Annotated in this window: 10 protein-coding genes; 4 read left to right on the top strand and 6 right to left on the bottom strand. The window is 66.5% G+C overall.

Translation table 11 applies throughout. The annotated features are described in order from the left end of the window. Nucleotides 1-205 precede the first annotated feature (205 nt). Both rpsO and eccD read right to left on the bottom strand, forming a co-directional pair. Nucleotides 206-496 carry a 30S ribosomal protein S15 gene (rpsO, locus tag OG329_RS09765; RefSeq protein ID WP_023538273.1) on the bottom strand — a complete coding sequence of 97 codons (291 nt, stop codon included), beginning with the start codon at nt 494-496 and terminating at the stop codon, nt 206-208. Nucleotides 497-663: 167 nt separating this feature from the next. Beyond that, nucleotides 664-2,160, bottom strand: coding sequence for a type VII secretion integral membrane protein EccD (gene eccD, locus OG329_RS09770; protein WP_405801732.1), 1,497 nt, complete (start codon nt 2,158-2,160; stop codon nt 664-666). 227 nt (nt 2,161-2,387) lie between these two features. On the opposite strand from eccD, the gene eccCa reads away from it, so the two are divergent. The 4 genes from eccCa (at nt 2,388) to OG329_RS09790 (ending at nt 10,076) form a co-directional block, all read left to right on the top strand. Beyond that, entirely contained in the window at nt 2,388-6,368 is a 3,981-nt protein-coding gene (gene eccCa / locus OG329_RS09775) for a type VII secretion protein EccCa (RefSeq protein ID WP_405794169.1), read from the top strand. 319 nt (nt 6,369-6,687) lie between these two features. Further along, complete coding sequence (locus tag OG329_RS09780) at nt 6,688-7,116, top strand: hypothetical protein (RefSeq protein WP_405794171.1); 429 nt, start codon at nt 6,688-6,690, stop codon at nt 7,114-7,116. A gap of 22 nt (nt 7,117-7,138) precedes the next feature. Further along, nucleotides 7,139-9,439 carry a hypothetical protein gene (locus OG329_RS09785; RefSeq protein ID WP_405794173.1) on the top strand — a complete coding sequence of 767 codons (2,301 nt, stop codon included), beginning with the start codon at nt 7,139-7,141 and terminating at the stop codon, nt 9,437-9,439. Nucleotides 9,440-9,512: 73 nt separating this feature from the next. Beyond that, complete coding sequence (locus tag OG329_RS09790; protein ID WP_405794174.1) at nt 9,513-10,076, top strand: hypothetical protein; 564 nt, start codon at nt 9,513-9,515, stop codon at nt 10,074-10,076. Between the two features lie 250 nt (nt 10,077-10,326). Here the strand turns inward: OG329_RS09790 and OG329_RS09795 are convergent, their stop codons facing one another. The 4 genes from OG329_RS09795 to OG329_RS09810 form a co-directional block, all read right to left on the bottom strand. Further along, nucleotides 10,327-10,626, bottom strand: a complete 300-nt coding sequence (locus tag OG329_RS09795; protein WP_405794175.1) for a WXG100 family type VII secretion target — start codon at nt 10,624-10,626, stop codon at nt 10,327-10,329. 78 nt (nt 10,627-10,704) lie between these two features. Beyond that, the gene (locus OG329_RS09800) at nt 10,705-11,067 is read right to left on the bottom strand and encodes a WXG100 family type VII secretion target (RefSeq protein ID WP_405794177.1); all 363 of its coding nucleotides are present in this window, start codon (nt 11,065-11,067) and stop codon (nt 10,705-10,707) included. A 74-nt stretch (nt 11,068-11,141) separates the two neighbouring features. Continuing rightward, nucleotides 11,142-12,440: a S8 family serine peptidase gene (locus OG329_RS09805; RefSeq protein ID WP_405794179.1), complete on the bottom strand. Its 1,299-nt coding sequence runs from the start codon at nt 12,438-12,440 to the stop codon at nt 11,142-11,144. Between the two features lie 26 nt (nt 12,441-12,466). After that, the gene (locus tag OG329_RS09810; RefSeq protein WP_405794181.1) at nt 12,467-14,257 is read right to left on the bottom strand and encodes a hypothetical protein; all 1,791 of its coding nucleotides are present in this window, start codon (nt 14,255-14,257) and stop codon (nt 12,467-12,469) included. Nucleotides 14,258-14,260: the final 3 nt, after the last annotated feature.

The raw sequence follows: 14,260 nt of genomic DNA on the forward strand, positions 1-14,260 counted from the left end.
GTGGTGCCTTCTGTCATACGAGGTGGTGCTGTGTACGTACGACTGGTGCTGATCGTGCTGTTGAACACTCGTTTGTGCGGGTGTTCCGTCGTGCTTCTCAGTGGTGTCCGGGAGCTGTGCTCCTGCGAACAGATTACTGAGCTTCGTGCGCATACGGCGAAGGGAGCGGTTCCCGGTGTGTGGGAACCGCTCCCTTCACGGCGTGCTACTTGGCGCCGCCGGCCGCACCGCGGCGGATGCCGAGGCGGTCGACCAGCGCGCGGAAGCGCTGGATGTCCTTCTTCGCCAGGTACTGCAGCAGGCGGCGGCGCTGGCCGACCAGGATGAGCAGACCGCGGCGGGAGTGGTGGTCGTGCTTGTGCGTCTTCAGGTGCTCGGTCAGGTCCGAGATACGGCGCGAGAGCATCGCGACCTGGACCTCGGGGGAGCCGGTGTCGCCTTCCTTGGTGGCGAACTCCGACATGATCTGCTTCTTCGTAGCGGCGGCAAGCGGCACGCGTACTCCTCGTAGGTCTTCGTGGCCATCGAGCGCCCCAGGTCGAATTCGCTGGGGATCTTCGGTTACTCGGATGGCGGGGATGAGCTGCCGTTGTTGAGAGGGTCGCTGTTTCCGGACAGACCGGAACGCGTACACAAACGGCCGTCACACAGCGTACCAGCCAGTCAGGACGTCAACGCACGGATGGAGTGGTAGACGTCGAACACCGCGAGGCACAGCGGAACGACCGTCAGTAGTACGAAGGACTCGGCGATCTCCAGGAAGCGGCCCCAGAAGGGGGTGACGCCCTTGCGCGGCACGATCAGCCCGATGGCGATGATCAGTGCGGCGATTCCGGCGATGGCGGCGGTGAGCCAGACCGTACGGATGTCGAGTGCCGCGCCGTCACCGCGCAGGGCCTCGCGGATCAACCCCTCCGGGGGGTTGAGGCACAGCCCCAGTCCCAGCAGGACGAGAGCGCCGAGACCGGCGGCGAGGGCGCAGCCGACCTGCGCCGTGTAGCTGAAGAGGTGGGCGCGCATCAGCATGGCGACGCCCGTGGCCAGGGCGAGGAGCTGGCCCCACACGCCGTCGGAGAAGCCGAGTACGGCGGCGGCGCCGACAGCCACCAGCGCGCAGCCACCGACCAGACCGACGAGCAGCTCGTGGCCGCGGCGGGCCTGGGCGGCGATGCGCACGGGGTCGACGGGGGCGGGGGGCGCCGGGTCGGCTCCGTAGTCCCCGGCGGCCGTACGGGGCGGCTCGAAGCCGATGGGGAGGCGGGCGAAGCGGGTGGAGAGGCCGGGCAGGAAGGCCAGTGTTCCTACGGAGAGCGCGGCGCAGACGGCAGCGGTCTCGGCGGGCGCCATGTCGGTCGTGATGGCGATGAACGTCACCAGGAGGCCGATGGTGGAGGCGAAGGCGAACGCGACGAAGGGGCTGTCACCGGCGGGGGTGACGATCACCAGGATCACCGAGGTGACCAGTACGGCGGCGCAGCCGAGCAGGAACTGGAGCCTGCCGATGCCCTGTCCGTCCGCGAAGGGCAGCAGTCCGGAGCCGGCGACGGCGGCGTTGGCCATCGAGCCGATACCGAGCGCGACGGACGAGCCGCGGTCGTCGTACACCCTGGCCCGTACGCCGGCGAGGGCGAGCAGCAGGACGGCGGTGACGCCGGCCAGGATGCCCGACAGGCCGTGCGCGTCGTGCAGGGGGTCGGCGTTCCACAGCACGAAGGCGAGCAGCGTCAGCAGGACGGAGCCGCCGACGAGTCCGGCGCCGCGCATGGCGCTGTCGGTCCACAGGGTGCGGTCGCGGGCGACCGCGGACGCGACGGCGTCGGAGACGTCGTCGAAGACCGCCGGGGGCAGGGACTCGGCGAAGGGGCGCAGCGACAGCAGTTCGCCGTCGAGGATGCGCTGGGAGGCCAGGGAGCGGGCGCTGTCGAGGACGGTGCCGTCGCGGCGGACCAGGTGGTAGCCGACGGGGGCGCCCGCCTCGGGGCTCTGGCCGGACAGCCGCAGGATCTCCGGGTGGAGGTCGGCGACGGGAATGTCCTCGGGCAGTGCCACGTCGATGCGGCCGTCCGGGGCGACGACGGTGATCCGGCAGAAGCCGGTCCCGCCGCCGGACGGGGTCGGTGCGCCCGGCTGGCCGGTTGTGGCCGCCGCTTGGGCCGTCATACTCACGTGCTGCATCCCCTCGTGTGTTCCCCATGCGCCCGATGCCCGCGTTGTGCTCCGAATGACCCGTTTTTTTGCGGAAGTTCATCGCTACGCAAACGCGTCCGGCCACCCTACCGCCGGACGGTGGGCCCCCACGCAAGTAGGATCCTTGCCCGCGGATGGAGGCCCGTCGCCACGGGGGCGCCGGTGGGAACTTTTCTGTCCGGCAAGGGAATTGGTGAGCAGTGAGTCAGATCGTCGTCAAGCGCCCGCCGCGGGCCCTGCCCGCCGAAGTACCGGGCGAGCAGATGCAGGTGCAACCCCCTCCGCCGCTGCCCAGAGGGCAGCAGGAGGGTGCCCTCATGCAGTTGCTGCCGATGCTGGGCATGGGCGGTTCGGTCGTCTTCTTCTTCATGACGCCGAATCCGATCATGCGGATCATGGGCATGGTGATGATCGCCTCGACGATCGCCATGGCCATCGCGATGCTGGTGCGCCACCGGCGCGGAACCCAGGGCGAACTCGCCGACATGCGGCGTGACTACCTCAAGTACCTGACGCAGACGCGGCGTACGGTGCTGAGGACCGCTCATCTGCAGCGGGACGCGCAGTACTACCTGCACCCGTCCCCCGAGCAGTTGTGGGCGCTGGTCGCCGAGGGCAGCCGGGTGTGGGAACGGCGGGTCGCCGACGACGACTTCGGGCAGGTACGTATCGGGCTGGGCAGTCAGCAGCTCGCCACCCCGCTCATCGCCCCCGAGACCGCGCCGGTGGACGAGCTGGAGCCGCTGACCGCCGGGGCGATGCGGCAGTTCCTCAACGCGCACAGCGTGCTGGACGGTCTGCCGATGGCCGTCTCGCTGCGCGCCTTCTACCACCTGACGGTCACCGGCGAGGCGGAGTCGGTGCGCTCGACGGCGCGCGCGATGGTCGGTTCGCTCGCCTCGCTGCACTCCCCCGAGGACCTGGTCATCGCCGTCGTCACCGGACGGGGCGCGGCGCCGGGGTGGGAGTGGACGAAGTGGCTGCCGCACGTCCAGGCGCACGGCCCCGGTGACGGGGCGGGCAGCCGCCGGCTGATCACCTCCGACGTGCGGGAGCTGGAGGAGATGCTGGGGAGCCGGCTGGAGGGCCGTCCGCGCTTCCAGCCCGGCGGGCAGCCCCTGCTGGACCAGCCGCACGTCGTCGTCGTCCTGGACGGCCTGTCGCTGCCCCCCGTGTCGGCGCTCGCGACGCCCGAGGGGCTGCAGGGCGTGACGGTCATCGAGGTCGTCCCCGGCGAGGTCACCGGGGCGCGCGGGAGTCTGGCCGTGGTGGTGCATCCCGACTCGCTGCGGCTGGAGTCGGGACACGGCATGGTGTACGACGGGGAGCCCGACCGGCTGAGCCTGGAGGCCGCCGAGGCGCTCGCCCGTCAGCTCGCGCCGCTGCGGGTCGCGACGGGCGGCGACGACGACGAACCGCTCCTCGCCAACCTCGACTTCACCGATCTGCTGAACCTCGGGGACGCGGCGTCCGTCGACGTCACCCGTACGTGGCGGCCCCGTTCGCAGGCGGAGCGGCTGCGTGTGCCCATCGGTGTCGGTGAGGACGGCGCGCCCGTCATGCTGGACCTGAAGGAGGCGGCGCAGGAGGGCATGGGGCCGCACGGCCTGTGTGTCGGCGCCACCGGCTCCGGCAAGTCCGAACTGCTGCGTACGCTCGTGCTGGGCCTCGCCGTCACGCACTCCTCGGAGACGCTGAACTTCGTCCTGGCGGACTTCAAGGGCGGCGCCACGTTCGCCGGTATGTCGCAGATGCCGCACGTCGCCGCGGTGATCACCAACCTCGCGGACGACCTCACGCTGGTCGACCGCATGGGCGACTCGATCCGCGGTGAACTCAACCGCCGCCAGGAGATGCTGCGCGACGCGGGCAACTACGCCAACATCCACGACTACGAGAAGGCGCGCGCGGCGGGGTCCCCGTTGCAGCCCATCCCGTCGCTGGTCCTGGTCATCGACGAGTTCAGCGAACTCCTCACCGCCATGCCGGACTTCATCGAGATGTTCGTCCAGATCGGGCGCATCGGACGTTCGCTGGGTGTTCATCTCCTGCTGGCGTCGCAGCGGTTGGAGGAGGGGCGGCTGCGCGGTCTTGAGACGTACCTCTCGTACCGCGTGGGTCTGCGTACCTTCTCGGCCGCGGAGTCCCGCGCCGCCCTGGGTGTGCCGGACGCGTACCAACTGCCCAACGTGCCCGGTTCCGGGTATCTGAAGTACGGCACCGACGAAATGGTGCGGTTCAAGGCCGCGTACGTCTCCGGGGTGTACCGGGCCAACGCGCAGGCTGTCGCGGGCACCGGGGGGCCGCTGCCGGTCGACCGCAGGCCCGTGCCGTTCACCGCGGCGCCGGTGCCGGTGCACTACGTGCAGCCGGCCGCCAGGCCCGCCGTACCGGACGCGCGCACCAGCGGGGAGGACGACGCGCTGGCCGACACGGTGCTCGACGTGATCGTGCGCCGGCTCGAAGGGCGCGGCGCCGAGGCGCACCGGGTCTGGCTGCCGCCGCTGGACAACCCGCCGTCGCTGGACGAGCTGCTGCCGGGCCTGTCGAACGTGGACGGGCGCGGGCTCACCCAGCCCGGCTTCGAGGGCGCGGGGCGCCTCGTCGTACCGCTGGGCGTGGTCGACAAGCCGTACGAGCAGCGCCGCGACACCCTGTACCGGGACTTCTCCGGCGCGGCGGGCCATATGCAGATCGTCGGCGGGCCGCAGTCCGGCAAGTCGACGCTGCTGCGCACGCTCATCGCGGGGTTCGCGCTGACGCACACGCCGCAGGAAGTGCAGTTCTACGGGCTGGACTTCGGAGGCGGCGGCATGTCGTCGATCGCCGGACTGCCGCATGTCGGCGGGGTGGCGTCGCGGCTCGACCCCGAGAAGGTACGGCGCACGACGGCCGAGGTGTACGGGATCCTGGCGCGCCGCGAGGAGTACTTCCGTACGGCGGGGATCGACTCCATCAACACGTTCCGCAGGATGCGCGCACGGGGCGAGATCTCGCTGACCGACCAGCCGTGGGGCGATGTCTTCCTGATCATCGACGGGTGGGGCAACTTCCGCACCGACTATGAGGCGTTGGAGCCCGCCGTGCTGGACATCGCGGCGCGCGGACTCGGTTACGGCATCCATGTGGTGCTGACGGCGTCGCGCTCGATGGAGGTGCGCGCCAACCTCAAGGACCACCTGATGAACCGGCTGGAGCTGCGCCTCGGCGACACGATGGACTCCGACCTGGACCGCAAGGCGGCGGTCAACGTGCCCACGGGGGTGCCGGGCCGGGGTCTGACGCCGGAGAGGCTGCACTTCATGGCGGCGGTGCCGCGGATCGACTCCATCAACTCCGACAGTGATCTGTCGGAGGCGACGGCCGCCATGACGCAGGAGGTCGGCCGGCACTGGACGGGGCCGGGCGCCCCCGACGTACGGCTGCTCCCGCGCGAGCTGGACGCGGCGACGCTGCCGACGGGGGGCGCGCAGCCGAACCGCGGCGTGGCCTTCGGGATCGACGAGAATCTGCTGGAGCCGGTCTTCGTCAACTTCGACCGCGATCCGTTCTTCCTGGTGTTCGGCGAGAGCGAGTCCGGCAAGTCGAACCTGCTGCGGCTGCTGATCACGCAGTTGACGCAGCGGTACGACGGGAACGCGGCCAAGTTCTTCGTCATCGACAACCGGCGCGGTCTGCTGGACGTGACGCCGCCGACGCACCTGGCGGAGTACGTGCCGATGTCCAACAACATGGAGCACCACGTCGACGCGCTGGCGGATCTGATGCAGCGCCGTACGCCGGCGGCCGACGTCACGGCGCAGCAGTTGCGCGACCGCAGTTGGTGGCGCGGGCCGACGGTGTTCGTGGTCGTGGACGACTACGACCTGGTGTCCACGTCCAGCGGCAACCCGCTCAACAAGCTCACGGAGCAACTGCCGTTCGCGCGTGACGTGGGTGTGCGCTTCATCATCGCCCGTAGCGCGGCGGGGGCGAGCAGGGCCTCGTACGAGCCGTTCATGCAGCGGATGATGGAGCTGGGCGCGCAGGGGGTGCTGCTCTCGGGCGACCCGCAGGAGGGCGACATCCTCGGCGGCGTACGGGCGCGTCCGATGCCGGCGGGCCGAGGCATCTTCGTGTCGCGCCAGCGCGGCAACCCGCTGGTGCAGACCGGCCTGATGCCTTCACTGGACGAGGGGTGACGGTGGCGGTGGCGGCGGGGACCAGCGGAAGCTGTGGTGGCGCTTCCAGGCGAGACGCTTCGAGAACCCGGCGGCACATGAGCCGTCGAACGGGCTCGTCCGGGGAGGAAGTACGCGCTGATCGGCCTGGCGCTGTTCCTGGGGGTGGCAGGCGGTGGAGGTGTTCCGGCTCGCGGGGATGGAGCGAGGCGGAGCGATCGCTGCGGCACGTCCAAGAAGCTTTCGCGAAGTTTCCGCGGGCTGAACTCGATTGCCTCGAATGGCACTTGTATGTCGTCGGCGCGCGTCAATAAGTTGATCCGGTGGCGGGCCGACACAGATGAATCTGAACGGCATCCCGGAGGAGGACCGACCGAACGCGGGCAGTCCGACCGGCGATCTCACGGTCGACCAGAAGGACTTGGCGGCGATCGGCGACGAGGCGTTCAAGCTGTTCAACCGGCTGTGGGGAGAGGCGCGGGTCGACAGCACCTCGACAGCCGGGAGTGATCTGAACGGCCAGGGGTTCGCACTCGGCGGCGCTCTTACGCATGTGTCGCTGCGCTGGGACCGGCAGCTCGGATCGGTCATGGATGCCTGCGCGCTCATCTCGAACCACATGGACTTCACCAAGAAGGCACACGAAGGCGACGAGATCTTCATCGAGCGTCATGTGAGCAGCATTTCCACGCTGGATGGCGGCTTCGACGAGTCATGGGCGGCGCCGGGCGAGAGGAACCCGGTCTACGGCGAGGACAAGAAGGACTGAGAAGGACCAGAGGAACAGACTCATGGATTTCGAAGCCCTTCACTCCGCCAGTTTCAAGACGCTCGATGACACCGTCGACGGCTGGACGAAGATGCTCCGCAGGCTGACCGACCTGAAGAACGATGCGCGGGACGGACTCCGGGGCAAAGCCAACAAGGCCAACTGGGCCGGCTTCAACGCCACGGTCTCGCGTGAGTTCATCGGCAAGACGGCCGAGGAGTTCAACGACGCGTACACCCAGGCCGAGTCCATCCGCAACATCATCCGCGACACCCGGGGTGAGTTGAAAACCCAGCAGCGGCTACTCAAAGAAGCCATCGAGCGCGGGCGGGCCAATCACATGTCCGTCAAACCGGCAGGCAGTGGCTTCACCGTCACCCCGAATCCCGACCCGAAGCCCGCGAACGGTCAGAAGGACGTCAACGATCTGAGGGATGAACTTCAGGTAATCCTCAACACGGCGACGGAGGTCGACGACACCGCGTCCACGTCACTCAAGGCGCTCGTCGATCTCACCGACTACGGCTTCTCCGGGCAGAAGTACGCCGATCGCGATTCAGCAGCCAAGGCGATCAAGGAAGCCGAGAACCTGGCCCGTCTCGCGAAGAAGAACCCACAGGACCTGACGGTCAAGGAGTTCGACGCGCTCAACGCGGGCCTGAAGAAGTACTCGGCCGACGAACTGTTCGCCGAGCGCTTCGCCGAGCAGCTCGAAGCCCACGGGACGCTGAAGTTCTGGGAAGGCATCAACGATCCGTTTGGGGAAATCTTCAACGAGCGAGAAAAACAGCTCGGTGATCTTCAGAAGAATCTCAGCCTCACGCTGGCCAACGCGACGCAGGCCGACACTCCTCAAATGCAGAGGTGGAAGTCCGAGATGACCGACCTCGGAAGTCAGCCGGTAAACAAGAACACCAACGTACCGGGCTTCCAGGTGATGAGTAATCTCATGCGCTGGGGAAATTATGACGACCGGTTCCTCAGCAGCTACGGAAGCAAGCTCATGGAAGTCGAGAAGACTTCCAGCGACAACGGTGCTTACGAAGCGAGGCGGTGGTCCCGTGGAGCGGGGGATCCGATCCTCAACCACTCCGGAACAGATCTGGGATCAGACCCACTGGTTGGATTCCTGAAAGGACTGTCGAACAGCCCCGGTGCCGCAACGGAATTCTTCAACGACTCGTTCTTGACGGCGGACGAGGATCACAACTTCATGACGAAAGAGAAGGGGAAGGAAGTCAGGGACTCGCTTTCCAACTTCGACTACCTCTTCGAAGAGCGGGACTGGCCGCGTGATGTGAACGCCGAAGGTGAAGACAGCACCGCCGGCCGGAACAACCTGGCGCTCGCCCTTGAGGCGGCGACAACGGGCCACCCGGCGGGCGAACTCCCGACCGTGGATACGCCGCCCCACAACGATGGTCAGGCACAGCTCATGAATAGCCTCGTTTCGTCCATCGGAGAAGATCCGGGGCGTCTCCTGGATCACTCCTATATGTCCGACAGTGTCGGTCAGATCACTTCCGAGTACTTGCCGGATGTCAACCGTGCCCTGTCAGTAGATCCAGCAAGCGACAATCCAGCAGATGAAAATAAGGGCGAAAGCGGAAACGTAGACAAGCTTTTCCCCATTGCGGGTGCCTCCGCCGACCTGAATTCCGAGCACGTGACGGCTCTTCTCGTCGGCTTGGGCCAGAACCCTGAAGGCAGCGCTGCCGTGGAGACCGGGCAGGCCGCTTACTTGGGAAATCTCATGGACTACCACCTCAATCCGAATCTTCCCGCCGAGGATCGCTACCCTCAGACCGCACAGGACACCATCCAAGAGATTTCTCGAAGGTCGGGCGAGATCAGTGGATCACTGGCGATCGGGCGACAAGAAGCGATTCTCGGACCGGCCGGGACCGAGGCAAAGGATTTCGAGGACTCGATTGCTCAGCAGAAGAATGCCTGGTCTGGTTCGATCGGTACAGGTATTGGCGTGGGTGTGAGCTTCATCGCCACTCCCGTGGGAGGCGCTATTGCCGGAGGGGCGGCATCAACCGTCAGCAGTCTGGTACTGGAGCACCTATTTCAACAATCCGAGAACAATGCCCTCCAGGACGCTGCGACTGACTCTGCGGGATTGTGGAGCGCGAGTAAGAGACTCAATTTGGAGATGGGGCAGGAGGCGGCCTTTCCCGCCGCTAAAGCGCATGATCTCCCCTACCAGAATCAGGTTGCGGATTGGGTTCGCAACGGCAGGGATGACGGGTACTCGGACGCCTCGGACAACGTCAGTAGGATGGCGGACCATCTTACAACAGAAGTTCCACCCGCGTGATCGCCCCGATCTCGAATCTATTCACGATGAGCAGAGCGGGCACACTCATTGGTGTAAGTACCCAGGGAATTCGATGAAGAAAATTTGCGTCGTAAACCATACGAGAGCAGCGTGGCTGGTCGCTTCATCAGGAGTTCTGGTCCTCACGCTCTCCGGATGCAGCACTCCCGAACCAGAAAGAGAATACACGATCCCCAGCACACTCTGCGGAATGCGGATCTCTCCAAGTCTTCTTGAACCGACGCTTCCTGTCGGAAAGAAGCTGACTGTAAAGTCCAGCAAAGCTGTCGGCGAATCATCATGCAGAGTAGTCATCGACGAAGAACTGGCCCTCGACATCACCACGGGATGGCATGAGAAGGGCACGTCGGTTCTCAACGTTGCTTACGCTCAGATCGGTGCGGATCTCACCGAGAAGATTAGCAAGGACGAGCGTTATACATACTCTGAGGAAGGCGCCGTAGGAAAAGTCGACTGCCCAAATCACAGCGACAAATACCGGAGGGAAAATTACGAACTTTTCACGCAATTCTTCCTGACCGACATGAAAGCAAAACAGTCCGAGATCAAAGCACTCCTATTGGGGCTCACCAAGGCCATCATCGCATCCGATGAATGCACCCCGAACAAGGCTTAGTTCAGCGGGGAAGTACGACTTGAGTGACGTGAGCCTATGGTGTTCGTCAGGGTTGCGCTACGTTTTTCATGTCGAGGGAATACTTGATTCCTGTGCCGGCCCAGGTGGCGGGTCGGCTTGATGACCGCCACCATTTGAATGCTCGGAGTCCAGGCCGTTCTCGTCGCGAGGACACGGCAAAGGGGGGCACCTCCCGCGCGTGCCCCCCTTGTGGCTTCTCGCCATTACTGCCGGTTGCCTCTAAGGGGTCTTAGAAGTAGCCGGCGGACTTCTTGTCGCCCGCCTGGTAAGCCGGTCCGGCCTCGCGGACCTTGCGGGCGATGTCCTTGAGCGCGTTGTGGATCTGGCGCGTCTCGTTGTCCCACTTCTTGTGGGCCGCGTCCGCGGCGGTCTTGGCTTCACCCTCGAAGGTCGCGGACACGCCGCGGATCTTCGTCTGGATGGCCTCAAGGCTCTCGTCGAGCCGGGCGGCCTGCTTCTCGATGACCGAGGCGGCCTGCTCGAGCGAACCGTAGGTCACGACCATGGTGCCGTCGTTCTGCTGAGCCACGGGTCCTCCTGTTTCCTGTCAGTGCCGTATGTGGTGTGCGGTGTGCGGTGCGTGCGTACGCGGCTGGCTGACGGTCTGTCAGTAGCCGTTGATGTTCGACGTGGCCTTGGCCGTCGCGGCACCGTCACCGGAGAAGCCGGCGGTCACGTCGACACCGTTGAGGGCCGCGTAGACCTCGTCCTCGGTGTTGCCCGCGGTGGTACGAGTGACCTGGATCGCTTCCTGGAAGTTGAGCAGCATCTTCGCGATGCGGACCATGCCGGAGTTGATCTCGGCCTGCTTCGCGTCGAAAGCACTGGCGCCGATGCCCTTCCAGGCGCCTTCCAGGCTGTCGATGACGCCCTGGAGGTTCCTGAGCTGCCCCTTGACGTCCTCGAACTTGACCGTGATCTCGTCCTGGAAATCCTTGAGGCTCTGATCGCCGACCTTCTGGACTGCCATATGTCAGTCTCCCTTTCCTATGTGCTCGTTACTGCGTGTGTGTGCTTCGGTGAGTGGTTGTCTGCGCCGCGCGATCACGCGCTGCGGCGTTTGCGTGCGACGGCGAAGGCGCCCCCGGCGAGTACGGCGACGACCGCCACACCACCGAGGATGAGCCCCAACTGGCTGTCGTCGCCAGTGTCTTCCGCGGCGTTGGCCGTGTCGGTGTCCGTTCCCGTGTCCTTCGCACCGTCCGCGCCGGGCTTGGGCGAGGAGGAGTCGGAGTCGTCCGGCGAAGTGTCCTTCGAGGGGGCGCCCGCGTCATCGGAACCTTCGGCCGTCGTCCTCTCGTTGGTCAACGGGCTGACGTCAGCGTCGCCGGGCTTGCCGATCCCGCGGTTGATGGCGGCGTTGGGCCGGACGATCCCGTGGCCGAGGTAGTTGCTGACGGTGCCGGGCTTCCAGTCGTCGCCTCGGCCTGCGGACTCGAACATGACCCGCAGGACCTGGTTCGCGGTCCAGTCGGGGTTGGCGGACCAGATGAGGGCGGCGGAGGCGGAAGCGAGGGCGGTGGCTGTGCTGGTACCGCCATCGCCGTCACAGTATTTGGTGAAGGTCTCGTCGCACCAGCGAGGGATGTCGTTGGCGGGGGCGGCGATGTCCACGAAGTCGCCGTGCTGTGAGTAATCGGCCACCTGTCCGTCGCGATCGGATGCGGCGACGCCGACAACTTCGGGGTAATTGGCGGGGTATCCGGGTTTGTTGTCCTTGTTGCCCGTGTTGCCGACGCCAGCGAAGAGCAACTTGCCCTTCCCATGGGCGTACTTCACTGCCTCATTTTCCTGGGAGCTGAGGAACTCACCGGTGAACGACATACTGATGATCTCGGCGTCGCTATCGGCGGCCTCGCGGATGGCGTTGGCATTGTCGAATGTTTTCGACTCGTGCTTTTTCTCGAACTCCTCGTTGGCCATCCGCATTGGGATGATCTTGGCACCGGGCGCCAGACCCTTCAGGCCGCCGCCTGCACCTGTTCCCACCATCAATTCGGCCAGGGTCGTCCCATGCCCGTCGTAGTCGTCCGTCGTCCCATCCGTCTCCGTGGCATCGAGGCCCTTCAGTACCTGCCCCTTGAGCGACGGGATCGACACGTTGACGCCGGTGTCAATCAGGGCGATCTTGATTCCCTCGCCCGTCGTCGACTTCCAGATCTCCTCGGCACGCATGGCATCGAGGTACCACTGCTTCGACTGTGTGTCTTCAGCGACCGCCGCCGGAGCGACACCGACCATGACCATTGCCGCCGCCCCGACCATGGCCACCGCGAACAGCGGGCCGCGCCGAAAGCCGTACGCCCCGGATCGCTTCCGGACCTGGCTCATTCCTGCCGTCATCCCGACTTCCGAACCTTCCGCTGTGCCTAGTCGATGACTGGCGGTACGGCACCACGCCGCCGGCCCGCCCGTGTGTCTGCGTCGTCCGCCCGGGGTTCCGGACGTGGCTGTCCAGGACGCTCCTGCTCGTCGTCGTTGGACGGCTGATCCCTTCGGCCACCGGACAACCCCGAGCCGCCGGTCGTAAACCCTCCGGCGCCGGCCGTGGGCGACTTCCCACCGCTTCGCGGAGTACCCACGACGCCGTTGTTGCTGGGCATGCCCCGCCCCGTCGGACGCGCGGCGCCCTGCGCGGGCCCCGCCCCCACGACACCGGACTGGCTGGGACGCGATGCCGATGACGGACGGCCCGGCGTCGTACCACCCGCGCCACCAATGACGTTCCCCCGGGGAATGCGTGACCCCGCGCCGGTGCCACCGCCGGAAGTCCGCTGCGGCGTGCCTCCTACGATGCCGTTGGCACGGCCCGTACGGGGGCCGGAGGAAGACCCCGAACCGGATCGCCCGACCATGGGTTGTCCCCCGGTGCTCGGCCGACCGACCACGGGGCTCCGAGTGGCGCCGGAGCCCCCACCGCGTCCCGTGCCCTGCCCCATGGCCGTCGGCCTGCCGACCGGGCTCCTGCCCGCCTGTGAACCTGAGTTAGGGCCGCCGCCCATGGCGGTCGGGCGCCCTACGGGGTTGGGCCGGCCGCCGCCGGTACCGGTTCTCGCATTGGGACCCGGCCCTGGGCCGCCTTGCCTCGGACCGATCGGGGGACCGGAAGTAGGGCCTCCGCCACGTACAGGAAGCCCGAAATTCGGCCCCAACGGCGGGACATGGCTATTTCCTGAGCTTGGTCCGGTAGGCACCGTGGGAGGTTGCGCGGGAGCGGGACTCGTCGTGGTGGGCGGCAGCGTCGTAAGGCTGTCGATCTCCATTGACGTGTTCGGAGCCGGAACGCTCGCGGGCGGACTGACCGGAGTCGGATTCTGCGTGACAAAACCGTCCGTACCAGTGCGAGGCGCGCCTGCCGTACCGCCGGCGTCGGCGCGTACAGCACTCGACTGCTGAGGCGACGAGCCCATTTCGCCCGCGGCGCCGGAACCCCCCGAACCGGAGTCGCTGTAAATACTGCCCCGTCTCGGCTGCGGCACGTCCGCCGCCAGCATCTTCGGCAGCTCCGGCTCCTTCGCCCCCGCCAGCGACTGCTCCGACACCGCGTAGAACGACGCCAGGCGGTTCATCTGGTTGATGGCCTCCTGGCGGTTCTCCTCCATCTGCACGGCCTGCTTGTACTCCGGGTTGTCATCCCGCTGTTCCGAGACCGGGAAGTCCTTGGGCGCCCGGCGGTCGGCCCGGTTGTCGCGCGGTGGTTTGGCGCTACGGACCGATGTCAGGCCCGTGGCAGCGACCGACATCTGGGTGCCGACGACGTTCGCGAACGAACCCAGGTCGAAGGCGTACCGCACCAGTTCGGTGCCGTAGCGCTCGAACTCGGTGGCCGCGTCGCCGCGCCAGTCCGTGGCCTTGACGAAGTCACCCAGCTCCTTTGCGGCGTCGTTGAGACTCTTTTTGGCCCTTTCGAGGTTCCGGCCGGCCTCTGCCAGGTCCGAGGGCTTCGCGCCGTCCAGCAGGTCGAGCATGTCGTTGAGCCCGCGGTCTTCGAAGCTCGTCCTGGAGAAGAACCCCCCGAAGTTGCCGAAGCCGAACTTGTCCATCGCCGTCGCCATGCGCTCGGCGGCGTCGGTCGTGCCGAACTCCGTCCGGATCTCGGCGGCGTCCTCGTTCTGCTGCTGCTCCTGGGGAGAGAGCGGCGGTTTCTTGTCGTCACTCATGTC

The organism is Streptomyces sp. NBC_01506, assembly GCF_045040295.1.
Classification (GTDB): domain Bacteria; phylum Actinomycetota; class Actinomycetes; order Streptomycetales; family Streptomycetaceae; genus Streptomyces.